Source organism: Kitasatospora sp. NBC_00315 (assembly GCF_041435095.1).
GTDB lineage: Bacteria > Actinomycetota > Actinomycetes > Streptomycetales > Streptomycetaceae > Kitasatospora.
This window is the reverse complement of sequence record NZ_CP108025.1, coordinates 7,434,328-7,460,134: the sequence shown is the minus strand read 5'-3', so window position 1 is coordinate 7,460,134 and position 25,807 is coordinate 7,434,328. Positions and strand designations below refer to the sequence as shown.

Here is a 25,807-nt window from a genome sequence, read left to right as displayed (position 1 = left end):
AACGCGGTGGTGGGACCGAGGGTCAGCGGCGCCGGTCGGTCAGTTCGGTCAGCCAGGTGTGGACATGCCGGGCGGTGGCGTCCGCGTGCTGTTCGAGCATGGTGAAGTGGTTGCCGTCGACGTCGAGGACGCTGTCCGGTTCGCCCCACACCGGGGGCGGCTGCTCGCCCTCGCGGGCGCGGAGGAAGAGCGCAGGGGTCACGAGGTCGGGTGGTCGCCAGCCGGCGAAGATGCGGAAGTAGCCGCCCATGGCCGCGAGGCGGGCGTAGTCCAGGTCGACGAACGCGGTGACCCGGTCGAAGATCTCGCTGGTGAGGGCGGCCGCGACGGGGGCCATGCCCTCGTCGGGCAGGTAGGCGTCCATGGCGATCACGGCCTGTGGCGGGGAGCCCAGCTGTTCGAGGCGACTGGTGACGGCGTAGGCGAACCAGCCGCCCGCGGAGTGCCCCGCGAGGGCGAAGGGCGCTCCGTCGGTGTGGCGGAGGACGGCCTCGGCGAACAGCGTGGTGATGGTGTCGACGTCGGCGGGCAGGGGTTCGCCGTCGACGAAGCCGGGTGCGGGGAGGTACCAGACGTCGCGGAGCCCGTCGAGGGCGGCGGCGAAGCGCGAGTACTGGTACACGCTGGACACGGCCGCGACGGTGGGCAGGCAGATCAGCGCGGGGCCGGTGCCGCCCCGGGCGATGCGGACGAAGGACGGTGCGGGCGCGGCCGCGGGGTCGGCGAAGCTCGGCCGGAAGGCGGAGGCGGCGGTGAGCAGGGCCATGGACTCCTCGACGCGCCCGGCGTCGTGGCCGATCCAGAACAGTGCTTCCACGGTCTCGTCGGACGGCACGGCGCCGGCTCTCCCCCGCACGCCGCTCTCCCCTGCCGCTCCTGCCGCCCCCACCTCGCCAGCCAGGTCGGAAGGCACGGCGCCGGCACCCTCGCCGGCCACTCCGTCGGCCAGGAGCTCGCCCAGCCGGGTGGCGAGCGCCTCCGCCGTCGGGTGGTCGAAGACGAGGGTGGTCGCCAGCCGGAGGCCGGTCACGGCGTTGAGGCGGTTGCGGAACTCGACAGCGGTCAGCGAGTCGAAGCCGAGCTCGCGGAACTGCTCGCCGGGCGCGACCGTGTCGGCCGTGAGGTGGCCGAGCACGGCGGCGGCGTGGGTGCGGACCAGCTCCAGCAGGAGGGCGGCGCGTCCCGCGGCGGCGGGGGTCGCGGCCAGCCGCTTCCGCAGCTCGGCGGGGGCCTCCGTGCCGAGGTCCCGGTCGACGCTCCGGCGGGCGGGGGTGCGGACCAGCCCGCGCAGGACGGGCGGCAGTGCGCCCGCCGCCGCCTGTCGCCGCAGGGCGCCCGGGTCGAGCGGGGTGGCGAGCAGCACCGGGTGGTCGAGGCCGAGGGCGGTGTCGAGGAGGGCGAGTCCGTGGGCGTTGGTGAGCGGGAGCAGGCCGCCGCGGGTCATCCGGCCGAGGTCGGCGGCGGTGAGGTGCCGGGCCATGCCGCCGGCCTCGGCCCAGTGGCCCCAGGCGAGGGAGTGGCCGGGCAGGCCGAGGGCGTGGCGGTGGTGCATCAGGGCGTCCAGGTAGGCGTTGGCGGCCGTGTAGTTGCCCTGGCCGGGGCTGCCGAAGGAGGCGGCGGAGGAGGAGAAGACGACGAAGGCGTCGAGTTCGGTGTCACGGGTCAGCGCGTGCAGGTGGGCGGCGCCGTGGGCCTTGGCGCGCAGGACGGCGTCCAGGCGGTCGGGGGTCAGGGCGGTGAGGACGCCGTCGTCGACGACGCCGGCGGTGTGGATGACGGCCCGGAGCGGGTACCGCGCCGGGACATCGCCCAGCAGCGCGGCGACGGCCGCGCGGTCGCCGAGGTCGCAGCTCACGACGGTCGTCTCGGCTCCCGACGTGGCGAGTTCGGCGCGGAGTTCCTCGGCGCCGGGCGCGGTGGGACCGCTTCGGCTGGTCAGCAGCAGGTGGCGGACACCGTGGTGTTCGGCGAGGTGACGGGCGACGAGCCGGCCGAGGTGGCCGGTGCCGCCGGTGATGAGGACGGTGGCGTCCGGGTCCCAGCGGGCCGGCTCGGTCCGGCCGTCGGCCGGGATCCTGGCCAGCAGCGGGGTGCGGGCGGCTCCGTCGCGCAGCGCCGTCTGCGGCTCCCCGGAGTGCAGGGCGGCGATCAGGGCGCGCCGGCTGGCGTCGGTGTCGTCGACGTCCACGAGGAGGAACCGGCCGGGGTGCTCCGTCTGCGCGGAGCGGACCAGGCCCCAGACGGCGGCGTGCGCGAGGTCGTGGAGGGGTTCGCCCGGCGCGGTGGCGACCGCGCCACGGGTGACGAACGCGAGGCGGGAGTCGGCGAACCGCTCGTCGGCGAGCCAGCCCTGGATCAACCGCAGGGCCCGGGCGGCGGCGCGCCCGGTGGCGGCCGGATCGGCCGGGTCTTCGCTCCGGCCGCAGTGCACGACCACCGCCTCGGGCGCACCGGCGGCCGCCAGCTCCGCGAGGTCTGCCGGGTCCGCTGGATCACCGCGCTCCGAGCCGAGCACCGCCGGGTCCGTCGCCGCGGGAGGGGACTCGGGCAGCGGCACCGGAGCCCAATCGAGCCGGAAGAGGGCGTCGTGGTGGGCGGCCCCGGCCGCCCGGAGCCGGTCGGCCGTGACGGGCCGGAAGACCAGCGCCTCGGCCGCGAGGACGGTCCGTCCGGTGCCGTCCGTGGCCAGCAGTGCGACGGTGTCGGCCGATCGGCGGCTGAGGCGGATGCGGAGCGCCGACGCGCCCGAGGCGACCACCGTGACGCCGCTCCACGAGAACGGCAGCCAGCCGTGGCCCTCGGTCGTGCCGGCCTCGGCGAAGCCCGGGACGACGGGGTGGAGGGCCGCGTCGAGCAGCGCCGGGTGGACGGCGTAGCGGGAGGCGTCGCCCGCCGGCCCGTCGGGCAGGGAAACCTCCGCGTACAGGTCGTCGCCGTCCCGCCAGAGCGCCCGCAGGCCCTGGAACGCCGGTCCGTAGCCGAGGCCGGCGTCGGCCAGCGTCTCGTACCAGTGGTCGAGGTCCACCGGTGTCGCGCCGGCGGGCGGCCACGGCGCCGGCAGGGCGCCGGCGGACTCCCGGCCGCGGGCCAGGACGCCGGTGGCGTGGCAGGTCCAGTCGGCTCCGGTCCCCGCTGTGGCCCGGTCGAGGCCGTCGTCCTCCCGCGCATGCAGCGCGAAGGTGCGCCGTTCCACGCCGTCCGGCGCCGACTCGGGTGCGCCGACCATGAGTTGGAGGAGGATGGAGCCGCGTTCCGGCAGGACCAGCGGCACCTGGAGGGTCAGTTCCTCGATGACCGCGCAGTCGACCTCGTCGCCCGCCCGTACGGCCAGTTCCAGGATCGCCGTCCCGGGGAGGAGCACGGTGCCGAACACGGTGTGGTCGGCGAGCCAGGGGTGGGTGCGCAGCGAGATCCGGCCGGTGAGCAGGAGTTCCTGGGACTGCGGGGAGCCGGCCAGGGCCACCGCGGAGCCGAGCATGGGGTGGGCGGCCGCGGAGAGTCCGGCGGCCGAGACGTCCCGAATCGCCGTGGCCGCGGTATCGAGCCAGTAGCGGCGGTGGTCGAAGGCGTAGGTGGGCAGGTCGAGGCCGCGGGCCGAGCGGGGTGCCGCGCCGAGGACAGCAGTCCAGTCGACCGCCGTGCCGCCGGCCGGGGCGCGCTGGACGTGGAGGCGGGCGAGTGCGGTGAGCAGGGCCTGCGGCTCGGGGCGGTCGGCGCGCAGCACCGGGACGAGGAGGGTGTCCGTGGCGTCGGCCAGGCACTCCTCGGCGAGGGCGGACAGGGTGCCGTCCGGGCCGAGCTCCAGGAAGGTGCGGACGCCCTGTTCGTGCAGGCGGCGGACGGCGTCGCCGAAGCGGACGGTGTGGCGTGCCTGGCGGACCCAGTACTCGGGGTCGAGGGTTCCGGCGGGGGTGTGGTCGCCGGTGAGGGTGGAGACCAGGGGGATCGCCGGTTCGGCGTGGGCGACGGCGGTCGCGGTCTGCCGGAGCTCGGCCAGGGCGGGTTCGGTCAGCGGGGAGTGGAAGGCGCGGTCGACGGGCAGGCGCTTGGTCCGGATGCCGCGGGCGGCGAGGACCGTTTCGGCGGCCTGTACCTCCGGTTCAGCTCCGGAGAGCACGACCGAGCGCGGTCCGTTGACGGCGGCGACCGCCGGCCGGGCGGCCCGGCCGGCCAGCGCCTCGGCGATTTCGGCCTCGCTCGCGCGGACGGCCACCATGGCGCCGGGGGGCATCCGGTCCTGCATGAGGCGGGCCCGGGCGGCGACCAGGCGTGCCGCGTCGGGGAGCGTGAGCACTCCGGCGACGTGCGCGGCGGCGATTTCGCCGACCGAGTGGCCGGCGACGTGGTCCGGGCGGATCCCGGCGTGCTCCAGCAGCCGGAACAGCGCGACCTGCAAGGCGAACAGGGCGGGCTGGGCGTCGCCGGTGCGGTCGAGCGGCGCGGCCGCGGCCGCGTGCGCGTCGAGGAGCAGCGGGCGCAGCGGCCGGGCGAGCAGGGGTTCCAGCTCGGCCAGGACTTCGTCCAACGCCGTGGCGAAGACCGGGTAGACCCGATACAACTCGCCTCCCATACCCGGGCGTTGGGTTCCCTGGCCGGAGAACAGAAAGGCGGTACCGCCGCGCGCCGGGTGGGTCGGGGGTTCGATGAGGCCGGCCGCGGGTGCGCCGTCGGCGAGCGCCTCCAGCAGCCGTGCGAGCTCGTCGCCGTCCCCGGTGACCAGCGCGGCCCGCCGGTCGAGGGCCGGTCGGCCGGCCAGGACGTGCGCCACGTCGCGGAGTCTGACGTCCGGGTGGGAGGCGAGGTAGCTGCGCAGCCGCCGGGCCTGTGCGCGGAGCGCGGGGTCGGTCTTCGCCGAGAGGAGCCAGGGCAGCGGGGTGGCCGGTCCGGTACCGGTACCGGTACCGGCGTGGGCGTCGGCGTCGGTTTCAAGGCCGGCGTCCTCCGGTCGGTCCTCGTGCGGTGTCTCCTCCAGGATGAGGTGGGCGTTGGTGCCGCTGACGCCGAAGGCCGAGACACCCGCCCGGCGGATGCGCTCCCCGCGCTGCCACGGCACCGACTCCGTCAACAACCGCACCGCACCCGCGGACCAGTCCACGTGCGGCGACGGCTCGTCCACGTGCAACGTCCGCGGCAACGACCCGTGTCGCAACGCCATCACCGTCTTGATCACCCCGGCCACACCCGCGGCAGCCTGCGCATGACCGAGATTCGACTTCACCGACCCCAACCACAACGGCCGCTCCCCCGAACGCTCTTGACCATACGTGGCCAACACCGCCTGGGCCTCGATCGGGTCACCCAACGTCGTCCCCGTCCCGTGCCCCTCCACCACATCCACATCCGACACCGACAACCCCGCATTCGCCAGCGCCTGCCGGATCACCCGCTGCTGCGACGGCCCGTTCGGCGCCGTCAGCCCGTTCGACGCACCGTCCTGATTCACCGCACTACCCCGCACCACCGCCAACACCCGGTGACCGTTGCACTCCGCATCCGACAACCGCTCCAACAACAGCACCCCCACACCCTCGGACCAGCCCACCCCGTCCGCAGCCGCCGCATACGCCTTGCACCGACCATCAGGCGACAGACCACGCTGCCGCGAGAACTCCACGAACGCCCCCGGCGTCGACATCACCGTCACCCCACCCGCCAGCGCCAACGTCGACTCCCCCGACCGCAACGACTGACACGCCAGATGCAACGCCACCAACGACGACGAACACGCCGTATCCACCGTCACCGCCGGCCCCTCCAGACCGAACGTGTAGGAGAGCCGACCGGAGAGCACGCTCCCGGAGACGCCGGTGAGCGCGTAGCCCTCCAGGTCCTCGCCGCCGCGGCGCACCAAGTCCGCGTAGTCCTGGTTCGCCACTCCGGCGAAGACGCCGGTGCGGCTGCCCCGCAGCACCCCGGGGTCGATCCCGGCCCGCTCCAACGCCTCCCAGGACACCTCCAGCATCAACCGCTGCTGCGGATCCATCGCCAACGCCTCACGCGGCGAGATCCCGAAGAAAGCGGCGTCGAACTCCGCCGCACCGTCCAGGAATCCACCCCGCCGCGTGTACGACCGCCCCGCCCGACCCGGCTCCGGATCGAACAGCACGTCCACATCCCAACCCCGGTCCACCGGGAACCCCCCGATCACGTCCCCACCCGACGCCACCAACTCCCACAACTCCTCCGGCGACCCCACACCCCCCGGAAAACGGCACCCCATCCCCACGATCGCGATCGGCCCCTCGCTCACCCCGGACACAACCGCCACCGGCACCGCCGCCACCGACCCGCACAACTCACCACCCAGAAACCCCGCCAACACAGCCGGACTCGGATGGTCGAACACCAACGTCGTCGGCAACCGCAACCCCGTCACCCCGCTCAACCGGTTCCGCAACTCCACCGCGGTGAGGGAGTCGAACCCCAACTCACGGAAGGCCCGGTCCGCCGGGACGCCGTCGGCGTCGCGGTGCCCGAGCACCGCGGCCGCGGAGCCGCGGACCAGGTCCAGCAGGAGTTCCGTCCGGGCCGGCGGTGTCAGGGCGGCGAGGCGGTCGCGGAGGGCTCCGGCCCCGGCCGGGCCGGGGGCGGCGGGACGGGCGAGTGCGCGGACCTCCGGGAGGTCGCCGATCAGCGGGGTGCGGCTGCCGGTGGTGTCGCCGTCGGCGGCGAAGCGCTCCCAGTCGATGTCGGCGAGGGTCAGGCCGCTCTCGCCGCGGTCCAGTACCTGGGCGAGGGCCGCGAGCGCACGCTCGGGTGGCAGCTCCGCGAGGCCCCGGCGGCGCAGCCGGGCCGCCGCGTCCGGCCGGGTGGCGGCGCCGTGGCCGCTCCAGGGCCCCCAGGCCACCGCGGTGCCCGGCAGTCCGAGACCGCGCCGGTGGGCGGCGAGGGCCTCCAGGTAGGCGTTGGCCGCGGTGTGGGTGCCCTGGCCGGCCGAGCCGAAGGTGGCGGCGGCGGAGGAGAAGACCAGGAAGGTGGCGAGGTCGGCGCCCCGGGTGAGCTCGTGCAGGTGCCGCGCGCCGAGGGCCCTGGTCGCCAGTGCCCGCTCCAGGCGCTCCGGGGTCAGGGCGTCGAGCGTCCCGTCCTCGACGAGGCCGGCGGCGTGGACGACCACCCCGAGCGGGCAGTCCTCCGGGACGGCGGTGGCGAGCAGCTCGGCGAGCGCCGCCCGGTCGGCAACGTCACAGGCCGCCCGGGTGATCCTGGTGCCCGGGGCGGCCGGTCCTTCGGGGAGTCCGAAACCGTCACCCGAGGTGGAGACGAGCAGCAGGTGCTCGGCGCCTCGGTGGGCCAGCCAGCGGGCGAGGTGTGCTGCCGGCTGGTCGGCGTCGGCGTCCTCGCCGGTGATGAGGACGGTGCCGCGCGGCCGCCACCCCTCCACCGCCTCCCCCAGACCCGCCCGCACCAACCGCCGGACGAACACCCCCGACGACCGGACCGCGAACTCCCCCTCCCCACCCGACTCCACCACCACACCCAACAACCGCTCCACCACCCGCCCATCCACCACCGACGGCAGATCCACCAGACCACCCCACCGATCCGGCACCTCCAACCCCGCCACCCGACCCAACCCCCACACCCCAGCCACCTCCGGCACCGCCAGCAGATCCCCCTCCCCCACCGACACCGCACCCCGCGTCACACACCACACCGGCACCCCCACCCCGGCCAAAGCCTGGAGCAGCACCAGCACCTGTCCGACGGCGGACCACCCCCCGCACAGAGCGAGGACTCCGCGCGGTGCGCCCTCCGCCACCGCCGCGGCGAGGGCGTCCCGGTCCGCGCCGTCGACGTGGACGACCCGCGCCGCGTCGCGTGCCAGCCCGGCGAGGACCGGCTCGTGCCAGGCCTCCTCCCCGGTGGTGATCACCAGCCACGTCCCGTCCGGGGCGCTCGCACGTCCAGTTCGGGCGAGCGGCTTCCACACCGGCCGGTAGCGCCATCCCTCGACCACGGCGCGCTGCCGGGCGGCCCGGCGCCACTCGCCCAGGGCGGACACCACCGACCCCAGCGGCGCGTGCTCGTCGACGGCCAGCAGCCCGGCCACGGCCGCAGGGTCCGCGCTCTCGATCGCCTCCCAGAGCGGGCCGTCGGCTCCGGTGCCCGCCACCGGTGCCGGCTCGGTCACGTCGAGCCAGAACCGCTGCCCCTCGAAGGGGTACGTCGGCAGGTCGGCCCGGTGCCCGGCGGCCCTGGCCGCCCCGCCCAGCACGGCCGTCCAGTCCACCCGCACCCCGGACACGAACAGCTCGGCGGCGGACTCCAGGAAGCGACGCAGGCCGCCCTCGCCCCGGCGCAACGAGCCCACCACCAGGCTGTCGGCCGCCCCGAGGTCGTCGAGCGTCTCCTGGACGGCGACGGCGACCGCCGGGTGCGGGCTCGCCTCGACGAACACGGTGTGCCCGTCACGGGCGAGCGCCCGGGTGGCGTCCCGGAAGCGTACGGGCTCGCGCAGGTTGCGGTACCAGTAGGCGGCGTCGAGTTCGGTGCCGTCGACGGGCTCGCCGGTGACGGTCGAGTACAGCGGGATGTCGGCGGGGCGCGGGGTGACCGGGGCGAGGAGGTCGAGCAGCCGCTCGCGGATGGCCTCGACCTGCGGGGAGTGCGAGGCCCAGTCGACCTTGAGGCGGCGGGCCGGGACGTCCTCCCGGGTCAGTTCCTCGACCAGGGCGGCGACGGCCTCCGGTGGCCCCGACACCACGGCCGACCGGGCGCCGTTGTCGGCGGCCACGACCAGGCCGGGGTGCAGGGCGGCGAGACGGGGTTCGAGGTCCTCCGCCGGCAGGCCGATCGAGGCCATGGCGCCCTGCCCGGCGAGGGCGGCGAGGGCGCGGCTGCGCAGGGCGGTGACCCGGGCCGCGTCCTCCAGGGTGAGGGCGCCGGCAACGCAGGCCGCGGCGATCTCGCCCTGGGAGTGCCCGACGACGGCGTCGGGGCGGACCCCGCAGGAGTGCCAGAGCGCCGCCAGGGAGACCATCACCGCGAAGAGCACGGGTTGGACGACGTCGACCCGGTCCAGTGGCGGGGCGCCCGGCTCGCCGCGCAGCACGCCGAGCAGTTCCCAGTCGAGGTGGGGTCGCAGGGCGTCGGCGCAGTCGGTCATCCGTGCGGCGAACACCGGTGAGGAGTCGAGGAGTTCGGCGGCCATGCCGTCCCACTGGGTGCCCTGGCCGCCGAACAGCATGGCGATCCTGCCGTCGGCCGCCGGGCTGGTCCGGCCGGTCACCAGGCCGGGCGTCGGCCGGTCTCCGGCGAGCGCGTCGAGGCCGCGCCGCAGGCCGTCGAGGCCGTCGGCGAGGACGACTGCGCGGTGCTCGAACGCCGCGCGCTCGACCGCCAGGGCACGGCCGATCTCCACCGGACCCGCCTCCGAGTCGCGGGCATGGCCGCTCAGTTGCCGTGCCTGCGCGCGCAGGGCCGACTCCGTCCGGGCGGAGACCACCCACGGCACGACGGCCGGACCGGGGTCCGCCGGCGGCGGTTCCTCCCGTCGTGGGGCCTCCTCCAGGATGAGGTGGGCGTTGGTGCCGCTGACGCCGAAGGCCGAGACACCCGCCCGGCGGATGCGCTCCCCGCGCTGCCACGGCACCGACTCCGTCAACAACCGCACCGCACCCGCGGACCAGTCCACGTGCGGCGACGGCTCGTCCACGTGCAACGTCCGCGGCAACGACCCGTGCCGCAACGCCATCACCGTCTTGATCACCCCGGCCACACCCGCAGCAGCCTGCGCATGACCGAGATTCGACTTCACCGACCCCAACCACAACGGCCGCTCCCCCGAACGCTCTTGACCATACGTGGCCAACACCGCCTGGGCCTCGATCGGGTCACCCAACGTCGTCCCCGTCCCGTGCCCCTCCACCACATCCACATCCGCCGCCACCAACCCCGCGTTCGCCAGCGCCTGCCGGATCACCCGCTGCTGCGACGGCCCGTTCGGCGCCGTCAGACCGTTCGACGCACCGTCCTGATTCACCGCACTACCCCGCACCACCGCCAACACCCGGTGCCCGTTGCGCTCCGCATCCGACAACCGCTCCAACAACAGCACCCCCACACCCTCGGACCAGCCCACCCCGTCCGCAGCCGCCGCATACGCCTTGCACCGACCATCAGGCGACAGACCACGCTGCCGCGAGAACTCCACGAACGCCCCCGGCGTCGACATCACCGTCACCCCACCCGCCAGCGCCAACGTCGACTCCCCCGACCGCAACGACTGACACGCCAGATGCAACGCCACCAACGACGACGAACACGCCGTATCCACCGTCACCGCCGGCCCCTCCAGCCCGAACGTGTAGGAGAGCCGACCGGAGGTGACACTGTTGGACAGGCCGGTGAGCGCATACCCCTCCAGGTCGGCGGTGCCGCGCCGGACGAGGTCGGCGTAGTCCTGGCTGCACATCCCGGCGAAGACGCCGGTGCGACTGCCCCGCAGCACCGCGGGGTCGATCCCGGCCCGCTCCAACGCCTCCCAGGACACCTCCAGCATCAACCGCTGCTGCGGATCCATCGCCAACGCCTCACGCGGCGAGATCCCGAAGAAGGCGGCGTCGAACTCCGCCGCACCGTCCAGGAATCCACCCCGCCGCGTGTACGACCGCCCCGCCCGACCCGGCTCCGGATCGAACAGCACGTCCACATCCCAACCCCGGTCCACCGGGAACCCCCCGATCACGTCCCCACCCGACGCCACCAACTCCCACAACTCCTCCGGCGACCCCACACCCCCCGGAAAACGGCACCCCATCCCCACGATCGCGATCGGCCCCTCGCTCACCCCGGACACAACCGCCACCGGCACCGGCACCACCGACCCGCACAACTCACCACCCAGAAACCCCGCCAACACAGCCGGACTCGGATGGTCGAACACCAACGTCGTCGGCAACCGCAACCCCGTCACCCCGTTCAACCGGTTCCGCAACTCGACGGCACTGAGCGAGCCGAACCCCAGCTCACGGAAGGCCCTGTCGGGGCGGACGGCGCCGGCGTCGCGGTGTCCGAGCACCGCGGCCGCATGGGTGCGGACCAGGTCGAGCAGGGTCCGCTCGCGCTCGACCCGGTCCAGCCCGGCGAGTCGCGCGCGCAGCGACCCGGACGGCTCAGGGGCGGTGGCCGGCAGCGCCCGGCGGGCTTCGGGGATGTCGCCGATCAGCCGGGCGGGAGCGCCGACGGCTGTGGCGGCGAGGCGCTCCCAGTCGATGTCCGCGATGGTCAGGCAGGTGGCGTCCCGGTCCAGCACCCGGCCGAGGGCCGTCAGTGCCGTCTCGACGTCCATGGGCCGGATCCCGCGGCGGCCGAGCTGCTCGGCCGCCTCCGCCTGCCCGGCCATCCCGCCCCCAGCCCAGGCCCCCCAGGCCACCGCCGTGCCGGGGAGCCCGAGACCACGCCGGTGCCGGACGAGCGCTTCGACGTAGGCGTTGGCCGCCGCGTAGGCGCCCTGGCCGGCGGAGCCGAAGGTGGCGGCGGCGGAGGAGAAGACCAGGAAGGTGGCGAGGTCGGCGCCCCGGGTGAGCTCGTGCAGGTGCCGCGCGCCGTCCGCCTTCGCGGCCAGCACGTGCGCCAGGCGCTCCGGGGTGAGCTTCTCCAGGAGGCCGTCCTCGACGATGCCCGCGGCGTGGACGACCACGCCGAGCGGGCAGTCCTCCGGGACGGCGGTGGCGAGCAGTTCGGCGAGCGCCGCCCGGTCGGCGACGTCACAGGCCTCGATGGTCACCCGGGCGCCCGCGGCGGCGAGTTCCTCCCGGAGCTCGGCCGCGCCCTTGGCCTCCCGGCCACTGCGGCTGACCAGCAGCAGGTGTTCGGCGCCGCGCCGGGCCAGCCAGCGGGCGACGTGTCCGCCGAGTTCCCCCGTGCCTCCGGTGATGAGGACGGTGCCGCGCGGCCGCCACCCCTCGACCGCCTCCCCCAGACCCGCCCGCACCAACCGCCGGACGAACACCCCCGACGACCGGACCGCGAACTCCCCCTCCCCACCCGACTCCACCACCACACCCAACAACCGCTCCACCACCCGCCCATCCACCACCGACGGCAGATCCACCAGACCACCCCACCGATCCGGCACCTCCAACCCCGCCACCCGACCCAACCCCCACACCCCAGCCACCTCCGGCACCGCCAGCAGATCCCCCTCCCCCACCGACACCGCACCCCGCGTCACACACCACACCGGCACCCCCACCCCGGCCAAAGCCTGGAGCAGCACCAGCACCTGTCCGACGGCGCCGTCGCACAGCGCCAGCACCCCGGTCGGCACCTCGCCGTCGAGCGCGTCGTGCAGGCGTGCGGCCAGCGCGTCCCGGTCCACGCCGTCCACCGGCACCGTGCGGACGCGTGCGCCGGACCGCTCCAGTCCTGCGGCCACGGCGGCGGCTTCCTCGGCGCGCCCGGACACGGCCAGCAGCCAGGTCCCGCCGGTCGCCGCCGGCCCGCCGGACCGGGACAGCGGGCGCCACTCCTCGCGGTAGGACCAAACGTCGACGGCCGCGCGTTCCCGGGCGGCCCGGCGCCACTCGCCCAGGGCCGCCACCACGGACCCCAGCGGCGCGTCCTCGCCGACCTCCAGCAGCGCCGCGACCGCGGACGGATCCGCGCTCTCCACCGCCTCCCACAGCGGGCCGTCTCCGGCCGTGGAGACGGCGGTGGGCGGCTCGCCCGCGTCCAGCCAGTACCGCTCGCGCTCGAAGGCGTACGTCGGAAGATCCACGCGGCGCCCGGCCCCGCCGGGGCCGCCGCTCAGCACGGCCGTCCAGTCCACCCGAGCCCCGCGGACGGAGAGCCCGGCCACGGCGGCGAGCACCGACCCGCCGTCGGACCGGTCGGGGCGCAGGGCGGGGAGCAGGGCGGCGGGCCGGGTGAGGGCGTCCTCGCCGAGCGCGCAGAGCGTGCCGTCGGGGCCGAGTTCGAGGTAGGCGGTGACGCCCTGCTCCTGGAGCCAGGCGAGGCCGTCGCCGAAGCGGACGGTGTGGCGGGCGTGCCGAACCCAGTAGTCCGCAGTGCCCATCGTCTCGACCGGCAGCGGGGTGCCCGTGAGGTTGGAGACGACGGGGACGCGCGGCGGACTGAAGGTGATCCCCGCGGCGGCGCTGCGGAGCTCGTCCAGGACGGTGTCCAGGTGCGGCGAGTGGAAGGCGTGGCCGGTGCGCAGCCGCCTGGTGCGGCGGCCCCGGGCCGTCCAGCGGCCGGCCAGGTCCAGCACGGCCTGCTCGTCGCCGGAGAGGACGACCCCACGCGGGCCGTTGACCGCGGCGAGGTCGGCGCGCCCCTCGAACTCCGCCAGCAGAGGCCGGACTTCCTCCTCCGAGGCCTCGACGGCCACCATCGCCCCGGTGCCCGGCAGGGCCTGCATCAGCCGGCCCCTGGCGGTCACCAGGGCTGCCGCGTCGGGGAGGGAGAGCATCCCCGCGACGTGCGCGGCGGCCAGCTCGCCGACGGAGTGCCCCAGGACGAAGTCGGGCGTCACCCCCCAGCTCTCGACCAGCCGGTGGAGCGCGACTCCGAGTGCGAACAGGGCGGGCTGGGCGTACTCCGTCCGGCCGAGCAGCTCGCTCGCGGGCGAGCCGGGGGCTGCGAACACGACCTCGCGCAGGGCGTGGCCGGCGGCGCCGAGCGGGCCGAACCCCGCGGACACCTCGTCGAAGGCGTCCGCGAAGGCGGGGAACCTCTGGTGCAGTTCACGGCCCATGCCCGCCCGCTGCGTGCCCTGGCCCGGGAACAGGAACGCCAGCCTGCCGTGACCGGTGGCGGCGCCGCTGACGAGCTGCGGCGCGGGCCGGCCCGCGGCGAGGGCGTCGAGGCCGTGCCGCAGGCCGTCGAGGCCGTCGGCGAGGACGACTGCGCGGTGCTCGAACGCCGCGCGCTCGACCGCCAGGGCACGGCCGATCTCCACCGGGCCCGCCTCCCCGCGACGAGCGTAGTCGCTCAGGCGTCGCGCCTGCGCGCGCAGCGCGGGCTCCGACTTCGCCGAGAGGAGCCACGGGACGGGGGACGGCCCGGGGGCCTCCTTCGCGGGCGGGTCCTCGCGCGGTGGCTCCTCCAGGATCACGTGCGCGTTGGTGCCGCTGACCCCGAACGACGACACCCCGGCCCGCCGGATCCGCGCCTCGGCCCGGGGCCACGGCTGCGCCTGCGTCAGCAGCCGGACGGCGCCGCTGTCCCAGTCGACATGTGGTGACGGCTCGTCGACGTGAAGGGTCCGCGGCAGTTCGTCGTTGCGTAGCGCCATGACCATTTTGATGACTCCGCCGACCCCGGCCGCCGCCTGCGCGTGCCCGATGTTCGACTTCACCGACCCCAGCCACAACGGCCTTTCCCTCGAACGCTCCTGACCGTACGCGGCGAGGACGGCCTGGGCCTCGATCGGGTCGCCCAGCGTCGTTCCGGTGCCGTGGCCCTCCACCGCGTCGACGTCCGCCGGCGACAGCCCCGCGCCGGCGAGCGCCTGCCGGATCACCCGCTCCTGCGACGGCCCGTTCGGCGCCGTCAGCCCGTTCGACGCACCGTCCTGGTTGACCGCGCTCCCCCGCACCACCGCCAGTACCCGGTGACCGTTGCGCTCCGCGTCCGACAACCGCTCCACCAGCAGCACGCCGACGCCCTCGGACATGCCCGTGCCGTCGGCCGCCCCCGCGTACGGCTTGCAGCGCCCGTCCGGCGAGAGGCCGCGCTGGCGCGAGAACTCCACGAACATGGCGGGCGTGGACATCACGGTGACACCGCCGGCGAGCGCCAGCGTGGACTCGCCCGACCGGACGGACTGGCAAGCCAAGTGCAGCGCCACCAGGGAGGAGGAGCAGGCGGTGTCGACGGTCAGCGCCGGGCCCTCGAACCCGAAGGTGTAGGCGAGCCGCCCGGACAGCACGCTCGCCGCGTTCCCGTTGCCGAGGTAGCCCTGCAGTTCGTCCGGGACGGAGAACAGGCGGGCGGCGTAGTCGTACGACATCATCCCGGCGAAGACGCCGGTGCGGCTGCCGCGCAGCACGGCGGGGTCGATCCCGGCCCGCTCCAGCGCCTCCCAGGACACCTCCAGCATCAACCGCTGCTGCGGGTCCATCGCCAACGCCTCACGCGGCGAGATCCCGAAGAAGGCGGCGTCGAACTCCGTTGCCCTGTCGAGGAATCCACCACGTCGCGTGTACGAGCGCCCCGCCCGGCCCGGCTCCGGATCGAACAGCGCGTCCACGTCCCAGTCCCGGTCCGCCGGGAACTCCCCCACGGCGTCCCCGCCCGAGGCCACCAGCTCCCACAGCTCCTCCGGCGACCCGACACCTCCAGGGAAGCGGCAGCCCATCCCCACGATCGCCACCGGCTCCTGCCGGCCGGCCTCGACCAGTTCCAACCGGCGCCGGACGCGCAGCAGATCGGCGGTCGTCCGCTTGAGGTACTCGCGGAGCATTTCCTCGTTGGCCATAACCGGGGTGTCCTCGCCGCTGCGTTGGAGGTGGCACGAAACCCTCACAGCCTAGGGCGGACAAGTCATCCCCAATACCCCTAGAGACCCCAGACTGGCGACACAGGGTGAATATCCATTCAAATAGGGGGAATAGCGGCACCCATGGATCGTTACTCGAAGCGCTTCAGCGACCGGCTGGTGCTGGTCACGGGTGCCGGCAGCGGCATCGGGCGGGCCACGGCCTGCCGGTTCGCCGCCGCCGGTGCCCGTGTGGTGTGTGTGGACCGGGACGGCCCCGGGGCCGAGGAGAGCGCCGGCCTGGCGCGCGGGCTGGGCGCGCGGGCAGCCTGGGCCGAAGTCGTCGACGTGTCGGACGAGTTGGCGATGGAGGGGCTCGCGGAGCGCGTCGCGCGTACGTACGGAGTGGTGGACGTGCTGGTGAACAACGCCGGTGTCGGCATGTCAGGGCGGTTCCTGGACACTTCGGTCGAGGACTGGCAGCGCACTCTTGGCGTCAACCTGTGGGGCGTCATCCACGGTTGCCGCCTGCTGGGCCGGGGCATGGCCGAGCGCGGGCAGGGCGGCCACATCGTGACGGTGGCCTCGGCCGCCGCGTTCCAGCCGACCCGGGTGGTCCCGGCGTACGCGACCAGCAAGGCCGCGGCGCTGATGCTGAGCGAGTGCCTGCGCGCGGAGCTGACGGAGTTCGGCATCGGCGTGAGCGCGATCTGCCCCGGCCTGGTCCGGACGCCCTTCGCCGGCGCGATGCACTTCGCCGGCGCGTCCCCCGACGAGCAGGGCGTGCTGCGCACGGCCTCGGCGATCCGCTTCGGGAACCGCGGCTGCACCCCGGAGCGGATCGCCGAGGCCGTGCTGCGCGCGGTCGTTCGCAACAACGCGGTGGTCACCGTCACCCCCGACGCCCGTGCCGTGCGCCTGCTCGGCCGCTTCAGCCCCGGGCTGCGCGCCGTCGTGGCCCGCATGGAGCCATAGGCCGCCGCCGAACCGGCTCTGTCGGGGCGCGCGTCGGCTCCGAGTCGGAACGGACCGGAAGTTCACGCCGGCGGCGGCCAACGCGGAGCGAACGGACGCACGTGGGGGCGCACACCTGGCGGTGTGCGCCCCCACGATCAGGACCGTCCGGCGGAGCCGCCGGTGCTACTCGGATCAGTAGAAGAGGTCGAAGTCCAGCTTGACCTGCGTGGGGCTGTCCGTGGAGCCGTGGATGCTGCCGCGGACTCCGACGAAGTCCTTGGTGCCACCGGTGACGGCGGCGTCGAAGGTCTTCGGCTCGTTCGTCAGAATGCCGGACGAGGCCGACTGCGCCGTGATGTCACCCGCGTTCGAGCTGAAGGTGAAGGTGCACTGCGCCTCGCCGCCGGCCGCCTCGGTGATGATCGTGCAGACGGCGGAGTCCGAACCGACCTTGTTGCCGTTGCTGTCGAGGAGGTCCTCGGTGAAGACGACGTAGTCGCCGGGGCCGACGTGCCCGTCCTGAGCCACGTCGACGATGGTCTGCCCGGTCGCCTTGCCGGTCAGCGAGAACTTCGTCTCGCTGCGGGTGCTGGGCCTGTCGGCCGCGTCGGCGCCGGACGCACAGACGATCAGGGCGGACAGCGCGACGGCCGTTCCGAGACCGACAGCCTTGAGGGATCGCATCACACATCTCCTACGGATTCGAATACGGGAGGGCGAGTTGACGGCTGCGCGCCAACCCGAACCCGTTTGTATACTCTCGAATCACGGCACGTCCAGTCCGCAGCCGTGGCGCCGCGCGGAATCGACTGGTCGGCCTAATGCCGCAGTCCCGAAGTCCCAGCCGCCCCGGCCGCGTGGGGATTGATCAGACGGTAGTGCTTACTTCCCATGACGGCCGACCGGAACGCCTGACGGGACTCAGTCCTCCGGATCCGCGATCAGTGTGTACAGGGTCAGTGCGGCCGAGGTGGGGCAGAATGGCCGGCGTCCCGCGCGGGCCTCCTCGGCGCCTGCCGGTCCGGCCGCCGCGCGGGCGCAGCCGTACCTGCCAGTCGATTTGCCCGGATGCGTTGACGCTCGCTAAGCGTCTCAAGGCGACGGGTGCGGCAGACCGGCGAGCGCGTCCGCGACGGGCGACGGCTCCAGACCGACGGTCGAGACGGTGACGACCACGGTGTAGGTCATGGCAGGCTCCTTCTCATCGGCGTCGGTGGGCGACAGGGCTTCGGCCGGGGCGCCGAACGCGCGAGGACGGACCCGGCGGGCGCCCGCCCGGACCGCCGGGGAACGGGCGCCGTTCTGTGCGCCACAGCTCAGCGGTGCTCGGGGTTCTCGAAGTCGAAGCGGCAGCCCGCGTCCCACTCCGAGCGCTGGTTGCCGTGCGCCGGGATGCCGCCGGCGTCCTTCAGCATCCGCGCCATGTGCAGCAGGTTCCAGGTCATGAAGGTGGTGTTCCGGTTGGTGAAGTCGTTCTCCGGACCGCCCGACCCCTCGTCCAGGTACGACGGCCCCGGCCCCGCCTCCCCCACCCACCCCGCGTCCGCCTGCGGCGGGACCACGTACCCCAGGTGCTGCAGGCTGTAGAGGACGTTCATCGCGCAGTGCTTCGCACCGTCCTCGTTACCCGTGATCAGGCACCCGCCGACCCGACCGTAGTACGCGTACTGACCCTGCCCGTTGAGGATCGAAGAGCAGGCGTACAGCCGCTCGATCACCCTCTTCATCACCGAGGAATTGTCTCCCAGCCACACAGGCCCAGCTAGCGTCAGGATGTCGGCCGACATCACCTTGTTGTAGATGACCGGCCACTCGTCCGTGTCCCAGCCGTGTTCCGTCATGTCCGGCCAGACGCCCGTGGCGATGTCGATGTCCACCGCGCGCAGGACCTCGACCTGGACGCCCTGGCGCTCCATGATGCCCCGGCTCACGTCGATCAGCCCCTGGGTATGGCTGCGCTCCGGCGACCGCTTCAGGGTGCAGTTGATCACCAGGGCGCGCAGATCCCCGTAGGACGTTCCGGCGTCAGCCATCGCACATCTCCTTCAAGCAACACGGACGGACGGCACCCGGCCGCCGCGACAGCCGGCCCTCGACCGGGGCCACGGATTCACTCCACCAGTCCCGGCCCCGAGACGCCCTTCCCGCTGGGCCACCTGCCCCAATCACTCCTCCCCTGGTGGCACCGCGGAGCCGGCAACCATGACCGTCGGCCTTCGATAGCTCACTTCGACGCCGTCGGGAGTGCTGAACTCGACTACTTCGATCCCCAGCCGGCAAAGGACTGGGGACGGCACCTGACGCAGCACCTCCAGTGCCCTGAGACTGTCTCCAGCAAAGTCCCGGGACGAGGTGGTCAGACAGAACAACCCGAGTTCCGGAGCGGCACGGAGGAGGAAGACCAGCTCGCTGTCCGGCTTCGGCCCCAGCCCACGCAGCGCGGCCGCCCTGCGAGCAGTCAGCGTCGGTGGGCAGCCGCAGGCGGTTCCCGCAAGACTATGTGCCAACACGGTTCGCCTGCCGCTTCTCCGAGCGCGGGAAACCCGAGATCGATCCGGCCGACCACGCCGCAGCGGCGACTTGGCCGAGGGAGCGGGCACGGGGCGAGCGCATCGTTGGCGGGTACTGCGGGCGAGGTGCACGTGCGCATGTGGAACTCCGGCGGTCGCTGGGCAACACCTCAGCTTCCGGTTATCCGGTCCGGCGTTCGGCGGCGATGAGGAGGAATGGATCGTCAGGCTGGGCCGAGTTCATCCTGGAGAACCAGGCTTCGGTGACGTACTGCTCCACCTTGTTGTAGATGACCGGCCACTCGTCGGTCTCCCAGCCGTGCTCCGTCATGTCCGGCCAGACGCCCGTGGCAATGTCGATGTCCACCGCCCGGAGCACCTCGACCTGGACGCCCTGACGCTCCATGACGCCTCGGCTGACATCGATCAGACCCTCGGTGTGGCTGCGCTCGGGCGAGCGCTTGAGGGTGCAGTTGATCACGAGGGCACGCAGGTCGTCGTGGGCCACCGGTGTGGTCGTCATGGGGGCGTTTCCCGTTTTCGTCAGGTCAGGTCCGGCGGGGCGTCCCCGGTGGGTACCCCGTCGTCCGGCGGCGGCGAGCCCGCCCGTGGTGAGCCCGGCGACGGTCTGCGCGGACGACGTTCCCACTCCCCCAGCGTGCCGGGCGCGCCGCTGCTCGGACCGGCCCGGTCGGCTGACGGCGAGGTGCACGCCCCACGGCAGGCGCCGTGACGGACGGCCCATGCCCGGGCGGGCGGGTCAGGCGCCGTCGCCGTCCGGCTTCGGCGCGCCGCGCCGGCGGCGGGTGCCGGGCTCGGCCGTCCCGCGCAGGACTGAGATGATGCCGACGCCGGCGGCGCTGAGCGGAACCGCGAGCAGGGCTCCGATCGCCCCGGCCACGCCCGCGCCGGCCACCACGGCGAACATGATGGTGGCCGGGTGCAGCTGGACGGTCCGGCTCTGGATGAGCGGCTGGAGGACGTTGCCCTCGATCGCCTGGACGGCCAGCACGATGCCGAGGGCCCACAGCGCGGTGGCCAGGCCGCCGTCGGCGAGCGCGACCAGGACGGCCACCGTCCCGGACAGGAAGGCGCCGATGAACGGGATGTAGGCGCCGATGAAGACCAGGGCGCCGAGACCGGGCGCGCCGGGCACGCCGAGGACGAGCAGGCCGATGGTGATGAAGAGAGCGTCGATCAGGGCGATGATCGTGGTGCCGCGCATGAAGCCGGACATGGCGAAGAACGCCTCCTGCCCGCAGTCGATCACCGTCTCCGCATGGTGCCCGGCCAGGTAGGCACGGACGGTGTCGCCGGTGCGATGGCCGTCCCGGAGGAAGAAGAAGACCAGGGCGAGGGCCAGCACGCCGCTCGTGATGAGCTGCACCGCCACGCCGAGGCCGGAGAGCACGCCCCCGGCCAGCGAGCTCACCAGGGAGGTGCCCTCGCCGGCGGCGTTCTTCAGCGAGTCCTGGATCCTCGCGCCGGTCGGGCCGAGCCAGTCGGCGAGCTGGTTTCCGGCGTCCCGGAGCGAGGAGGCGATCTGCGGGGCACTGTGCGCGAGGGAGTTGACCAGCAGCGCGATCACCCCGCCGACCGCCACCACCAGGACGACGCAGGTCAGGGCCGCCGCCGCCCCTCGACCGAATCCGCGCCGGAGCAGCCAGGGCATCACCGGGTGCAGCAGCGCGGTGCCGAGCAGCGCCATGATCAGCGGAATGGTGGCCGCCCGCAGGGCGACGAAGGCGTAGACGACAAGCGCGCCGACGGTGACGAAGAGGATCACCGCGATCGACCAGGCGGCGGCCGTGCGGACGGCCGGCGGCAGACCGCCGTACGGCGGGCGGTCTCCTCCGGGGGCGCGCGCCGGCGGCTGGTCGGGCGAGGGTCGTCGATCCGGTGGGTCCGCTGCTGACATCCCGCCTCCGACGCCGTTCGATGTGCCCCGTCCGCTCCGATGGCCGCAGACCAGGACATATCAGCACATCATCTGACGGAATACCGGCACCACGGGTCCCGGGCGTGGCCGGGACCGCTGGGACCGCCGGACCGCGCGACCGGACGACCGGACGACCGGACGGTCTAAGGGGGTCACGCCCCCGCCGGGGCCTCGATCCGGACGTCCCCGCCGCCTGCGAAGTCCAGCAACCTCCCGGCCTCCGCCTCGGCCGCTGCCGCGTCCCGCCGGCCCAGCGGGACGTACGGACGCACCCGGACCACCCGCTTCTCAGCACCGGCGCGGCCGCCTCGGCCCTCCGTCAGCTCCCAGCTCCCGGCCACGAAGCCGTCGACCAGCAGCGTCCCGGGGATGAGCCCGTTCACGGTCATCACCCGCGACCGGTGCTCCTCCGGCAGGATCCGACTGCGGTCGGCGTGCGAGAGCAGCAGGTTGTCGAACGGCGCGACCAGCCGGACCGGCGCCGGGGTGGCCTCCTCGGGCCGGGGTGCGTCCGGCAGGTCGTACAGCAGTCGGCCCCGCTCGTCCTGGAAGGTCGTCAGGTGCGGGGCGAGTTCGGCGAGAACCCGTCCGAGCCGGGTCAGCCCGCACCATTTCTGCACGTCGGCCACCGTGGCGGGGCCGAAGGCGGCGAGATAGCGCAGCACCATCCGCGCCGGCGACGGATCCGGCTCCGGGCCGCGCCCCAGCCAGTGCTCGGCCGTGGTGTGCGCGGCCGGGCCGCCCTGCCCCCAGATCCCGCGCGGCGGCACCTGGACGAGCGGCAGCCGACAGCGGACGGCCTGCGCGAGCGCCACCGGGTCGGCGCCCGGCCGGTCCTCGGCCAGCAGCTCCCCGAGCTGCTGGAAGGTGCGCGGCTGCGCCTCGACCAGGGCCCGGCCGGCCGAGGCGACGGCGTCCAGGTCGACGCCCGTCAGACGTTTGCCGTAGCTGCTGCGCAGCGCCTGGTCCAGCACCGGCTGCAGGAGCGGGCGCAGGGTCAGGCAGTCCTCGGCGGTGACCAGATGGATGGTCCCGCGCTGGAGCGCGATCCGGACCACCTCGCGCCGCTCGATCAGCTCGGTGAGCAGCTCCGGGACGAAGTCGTCCAGGCGCGACCAGAGACCGAGGTAGGGCGGCTGGGGCGCGGCCTGGGCCTGTAGGCCGAGCAGGTGGGCGACCATCGCGGCGGGCGCCATGGGTGACCGCTCCAGCAGGTGCTGGCGGGCCAGCAGGGCGCGCCCCAGCTCCCGGGTGGTCAGCACCGGGGCACCGACACCTCGCCGGGCCCCCGCCCGCGCGGTCACGGAGAAATCGGACGTCGATACATCGGACGCCGACACATCGGCGGTCGGGGCATCCGAGGTCGATACATCGGACGTCGGAGCATCGGACGTCGGAGCGCCGGGCCCGGGCGGCCCGGTAGCGGGTCTCCGGGTCACCGGGCACCGTCCAGCACGGCCCGAAGCAAGCCGACGCGGTTGCTGGTGATCGAGTCGACGCCGGTCCGACGAAGCCTGCGCATCGTGCGCCGGAGGTCGGCCGTCCAGGTACTGACGGAGAGTCCGGCCTCGTGGGCGGCCGCGACGAACTCCGGGGTGGCCAGGCCGAACGGCGGGTTCAGGTAGTGCGGACGCAGATCGGCCAACAGGGCCTGGTCCGGCAGCCGGGGCTGCTTCCAGGTGAGCGCGATGTCGGCCTCCGGCGCGATGTCCCGGACGGCGAGCATGGCGGCGACCGGCCCGCAGAACGCGACCCGGCGTTCGGCCCCGAGACCGGTGACCGTCGCCCAGGCGGCGGCGGCCGGTCCGGCGTCGTCGAGGTCGATCAGCAGCTGGGCGGCCGGGGTCTCGGTGAGCGTCTTGACCGCGTCGGCGAGGGTCGGCACGCGCAGGCCGGAGCCGACCTCCCCACCGACGTGCTCCAGCTGCTCCAGGGTCACCGAGCGAACGGCGCGCGGATCGCCCCAGAGTCGCTCCAGGGTGGCGTCGTGCAGCAGCACCGGCACACCGTCCCGGGTCAGACGGACGTCGACCTCGACGGCGTCGGCGCCCGCCGCCAGGGCGGAGCCGATCGAGGGAAGGGTGTTCTCGCGGTACCGGTACGGGTCGCCGCGATGGGCCACCGCCAGCACGCGGGGGGCCGGGACAGGCCCGGAGCCGGGCGCGGGCCCGGGCCCGGCTCCGGGCGCGGAGCCGGACGCGGAGGCCGGGGCCGGGAGAGGGGACGCCTTGCGCGAGGCGGCGGGCAGAGGCGGACGGGCCATGGGTGCGGCGACCTCTTCCTGATGGCGGTCGGGGGTCCGAGTGAGAGTCCGAGCGGAGTCCGAGCAGAGTGGGGCGGAGCGGAACGAAGTCCCCCGGGGCGACCGAGCGGGCCCGGGACCCGACGGGTCGGACCGTCGGAGACGTCCGGGAGCCGGTCCGGCTCTCAGGCGAGCTCGACCATCACGTTGGTCGACTTGATCACGGCGGTCGCGGCGGCCCCGGCCACCAGCCCGAGTTCCTCGGCCGACTCCCGGCTGATCAGCGAGACCACCCGGAAGGGGCCGGCCTGGATCTCGACCTGTGCCGCGACGTCGCCGAGCACCACGTCCGTCACGATGCCGGGGAAGCGGTTGCGGGCCGAGGACGGCCGACCCGTCTCCGGGTTCTCGCTGCGGGCCAGCTCCCGGGCGAAGGCGGCGAGCTGCGCACCGGGGATGATCCGGTGCCCGTGCTCGTCGCGCTCGGCCGCGACCCGCCCGGCGTCCACCCACCTGCGCATCGTGTCGGCACTGACCCCGAGCATCGCCGCGGCCTCGCCGATGCGGTACGGGTTGACCGGCGCGGGCAGGCCCATGAGCGACTCCTGGCGGTGTGTCGGCGATTCGTTGTCGCCGCCATCCTGCCGTACGCGACGGGCCGTCGGCCAAGTGGAGCGCCGGGTTCGCCCGCCGCGCGAAGGGATCCACCGAGGGATGTTCACGCGCTTTTCCCACGTAAACTATGGAAAACGGACAGCGGCCGTGTTCGGACGCGTCGTGGACCGGCGCACCGACCGCACACCGCACACCGCAGGGTGCGCGGCAACCCCGGACGCACGCCCCGGACGCACGCCCCGACCGTACGGCGCGAACGCCCCGGACACCCCGACCGCACGGCGCGGACACCCGGACGCACGGCGCGGACAACGCAGGCGACGCGGACGACATCGAGAGGACCCGGCACCATGGCCCAGACGGCGGAGCCCGTCCCGTTCGCGTTCGTCGCCGAGGCCGGACGGCGGCAGGGACGCGCGCCGTCCGTGCGAAGCGACGGCTACACGAGCAACATCGCACCGCCCGGCCGCGAGCGGGTCCCGCTGCGGACGGCGTGCGGACGGGCCGCGGTCGGCCTGGTCCTGCTGGCCGGACTGGTCGCGGCGGTGGTCCTCGGCACGCCCGCACTGTCCGCGCCGTCCGGGACCGGCACCGCACCGGACGCCCGGCCCGCCCTGGTGAGCGGCCGGCCCTGAGCGCCGGCGGCCGTTCCGGTCACAGACCCTTCCGGTCGCTCAGGGGCCGCCGAAGAGCTCCCGGCGGGCGGCGTCACCGGCGGTGAGGACGGCTCCGCCGAGCACCGCGCCGCCGCCGACCAGGCCGGCCCGTACCTCGGTGCGCAGCGGGGAGATCTCGGCCAGCCGCCGGCCGACCCGCCCGGCGAGTTCGGCGCCGCCCGCCCGGCCGACCTCTCCGCCGAGCACCACGCAGCCGGGATCCAGCACCACGCAGAGGGCCGCCACGCCCACGGCCACCCGCCCGGCGAACTCGTCGAGGAAGGCCTCGCCGGCCCGGCCGGCCGCGATCGCGGCCTGGACGACCGCCTCGGCGGCGGGCGCGTCGTCCGCGGGGTCGGCCGGTAGTCCGTGGTCGCGGGCGAGCGCGCAGACGGCCCGGCTGCCCACCAGGGCGTGGAAGCCGCCCTCACAACCCGAGGAGCTGGGGAGCCCGCCGGTGCCGGGCACCGGGAGGAAGCCGATCTCCCCGGTGCCGCCGGAGGCGCCGCGCCGCAGTCTGCCGTCCAGCACCACGCAGGCGCCGACACCGTGACCGAGCCAGAGCAGCACGAAGGTGTCCCGGTCACGGGCGGCGCCGATCCGGTGCTCGCTGATGCCGGCGAGGTTGACCTCGTTCTCCAGGATCAGTGCGGTGTCGGGCAGGTCGCGCAGCGCGGCGAGCAGCTCGGCGTGCCAGGCGGGCAGGCCGCCGATGTTGTTGAGCCGCCCGGTGGCCGGGTCGACCAGGCCGGGCACACCGACGGCGACAGTGTGCAGTTGCTCGACGCCGGCTTCGCGGGCGACGGCGAGCAGGGTGCGTACAGTCTGCGCGGCCAGTCCGGGAGGGCCGGCAAGGGCGGCCGGCCCCGGGGCGGCGAAGGCCGGATCCGGAGCAGCAGCGGCGGCCGGGCCCGGGGCAGCGGAGCCAGCAACCGGGGCGGCGGAGCCGGCGGCCGGGGCGGCGGCCTCGTCCGGCCACGGGCCGACGGGGATCTCGGCGGTGGCGAGGGTCCGCCCGGCGAGGTCCGCGACGACCAGGCTGACGCCGACCGACCGCACGTCGACCGCGGCGATGTGGGCGCGGGAGGCGACCAGCGCGTACAGCCGGGCGTTCGGCCCCCGGCGCTGCTCACCGCGTTCACCGGCCTGGGCGACCAGGCCGCCGCGCTGGAGCCGCTCCAGCAGGTCGGAGACGGTGGGGCGGGAGAGCCCGGTGAGCTCGCGCAGCTCGGTCGCGGTGAGCGGGCCCTGTTCGAGCAGCAGGTTGAGAGCCAGCCGGTCGTTGATGGCCCGGGCGGTGCTCGGCGTGGCCGTACGCGCGGTCGTCATGAGGCTGCATCCTTCCAGAGAATTCGGCCTGACTGTTTCTATCAGGGTCCCTTCCTGATAATTTATCGAACCGAGGGCCCGTGCGGGCACTCCGTCCACCGGACGGCACTGTCGCGCCCGTGGCGCGGCTCGGAG

Annotated in this window: 9 protein-coding genes and 2 pseudogenes; 2 read left to right on the top strand and 9 right to left on the bottom strand. The window is 74.4% G+C overall.

The features are described 5' to 3' along the window. Positions 1 to 22: 22 nt before the first annotated feature. Positions 23 to 15,424 carry a type I polyketide synthase gene (locus OG823_RS31215; RefSeq protein WP_371483525.1) on the bottom strand — a complete coding sequence of 5,134 codons (15,402 nt, stop codon included), beginning with the start codon at positions 15,422 to 15,424 and terminating at the stop codon, positions 23 to 25. 153 nt (positions 15,425 to 15,577) lie between these two features. Here OG823_RS31215 and OG823_RS31210 point away from each other — a divergent pair. Further along, positions 15,578 to 16,399 (top strand): annotated as a pseudogene (locus tag OG823_RS31210) (SDR family NAD(P)-dependent oxidoreductase); the annotation flags it as partial. A 174-nt stretch (positions 16,400 to 16,573) separates the two neighbouring features. Here OG823_RS31210 and OG823_RS31205 read toward each other — a convergent pair. The 7 genes and pseudogenes from OG823_RS31205 to OG823_RS31175 all read right to left on the bottom strand — a co-directional run bounded on the left by OG823_RS31205 (position 16,574) and on the right by OG823_RS31175 (position 23,668). Then, on the bottom strand, positions 16,574 to 17,065 hold the full coding sequence (locus tag OG823_RS31205) for a hypothetical protein (RefSeq protein WP_371483524.1): 492 nt from the start codon (positions 17,063 to 17,065) through the stop codon (positions 16,574 to 16,576). A 632-nt stretch (positions 17,066 to 17,697) separates the two neighbouring features. Continuing rightward, entirely contained in the window at positions 17,698 to 18,414 is a 717-nt protein-coding gene (locus OG823_RS31200) for a flavodoxin family protein (RefSeq protein ID WP_371483523.1), read from the bottom strand. A 754-nt stretch (positions 18,415 to 19,168) separates the two neighbouring features. Then, positions 19,169 to 19,414: pseudogene (locus OG823_RS31195) on the bottom strand (flavodoxin family protein); the annotation flags it as partial. A gap of 237 nt (positions 19,415 to 19,651) precedes the next feature. Further along, a complete protein-coding gene (locus OG823_RS31190; protein ID WP_371483522.1) occupies positions 19,652 to 20,809 on the bottom strand; it encodes an AI-2E family transporter in 1,158 nt (385 codons plus the stop codon). 173 nt (positions 20,810 to 20,982) lie between these two features. Further along, positions 20,983 to 22,092: a winged helix DNA-binding domain-containing protein gene (locus tag OG823_RS31185; RefSeq protein ID WP_371483520.1), complete on the bottom strand. Its 1,110-nt coding sequence runs from the start codon at positions 22,090 to 22,092 to the stop codon at positions 20,983 to 20,985. 173 nt (positions 22,093 to 22,265) lie between these two features. Next, positions 22,266 to 23,093: a glycerophosphodiester phosphodiesterase gene (locus tag OG823_RS31180; protein ID WP_371483519.1), complete on the bottom strand. Its 828-nt coding sequence runs from the start codon at positions 23,091 to 23,093 to the stop codon at positions 22,266 to 22,268. 164 nt (positions 23,094 to 23,257) lie between these two features. Further along, positions 23,258 to 23,668: a molybdopterin-binding protein gene (locus OG823_RS31175; RefSeq protein ID WP_371483517.1), complete on the bottom strand. Its 411-nt coding sequence runs from the start codon at positions 23,666 to 23,668 to the stop codon at positions 23,258 to 23,260. Positions 23,669 to 24,037: 369 nt separating this feature from the next. On the opposite strand from OG823_RS31175, the gene OG823_RS31170 reads away from it, so the two are divergent. Next, a complete protein-coding gene (locus tag OG823_RS31170; RefSeq protein ID WP_371483516.1) occupies positions 24,038 to 24,322 on the top strand; it encodes a hypothetical protein in 285 nt (94 codons plus the stop codon). A 39-nt stretch (positions 24,323 to 24,361) separates the two neighbouring features. On the opposite strand, the gene OG823_RS31165 is transcribed toward OG823_RS31170, so the two are convergent. Continuing rightward, on the bottom strand, positions 24,362 to 25,672 hold the full coding sequence (locus OG823_RS31165; RefSeq protein WP_371483515.1) for an ROK family transcriptional regulator: 1,311 nt from the start codon (positions 25,670 to 25,672) through the stop codon (positions 24,362 to 24,364). Positions 25,673 to 25,807 lie beyond the last annotated feature (135 nt).

What these genes read in the sequence shown, in the direction of transcription:
- OG823_RS31200 (WP_371483523.1), bottom strand. Translation starts at nt 18,414, where the DNA reads ATGGCTGACGCCGGAACGTCCTACGGGGATCTGCGCGCCCTGGTGATC.
- OG823_RS31180 (WP_371483519.1), bottom strand. Translation starts at nt 23,093, where the DNA reads ATGGCCCGTCCGCCTCTGCCCGCCGCCTCGCGCAAGGCGTCCCCTCTC.
- OG823_RS31165 (WP_371483515.1), bottom strand. Translation starts at nt 25,672, where the DNA reads ATGACGACCGCGCGTACGGCCACGCCGAGCACCGCCCGGGCCATCAAC.
- OG823_RS31190 (WP_371483522.1), bottom strand. Translation starts at nt 20,809, where the DNA reads ATGTCAGCAGCGGACCCACCGGATCGACGACCCTCGCCCGACCAGCCG.
- OG823_RS31205 (WP_371483524.1), bottom strand. Translation starts at nt 17,065, where the DNA reads ATGCGATCCCTCAAGGCTGTCGGTCTCGGAACGGCCGTCGCGCTGTCC.
- OG823_RS31170 (WP_371483516.1), top strand. Translation starts at nt 24,038, where the DNA reads ATGGCCCAGACGGCGGAGCCCGTCCCGTTCGCGTTCGTCGCCGAGGCC.
- OG823_RS31215 (WP_371483525.1), bottom strand. Translation starts at nt 15,424, where the DNA reads ATGGCCAACGAGGAAATGCTCCGCGAGTACCTCAAGCGGACGACCGCC.
- OG823_RS31175 (WP_371483517.1), bottom strand. Translation starts at nt 23,668, where the DNA reads ATGGGCCTGCCCGCGCCGGTCAACCCGTACCGCATCGGCGAGGCCGCG.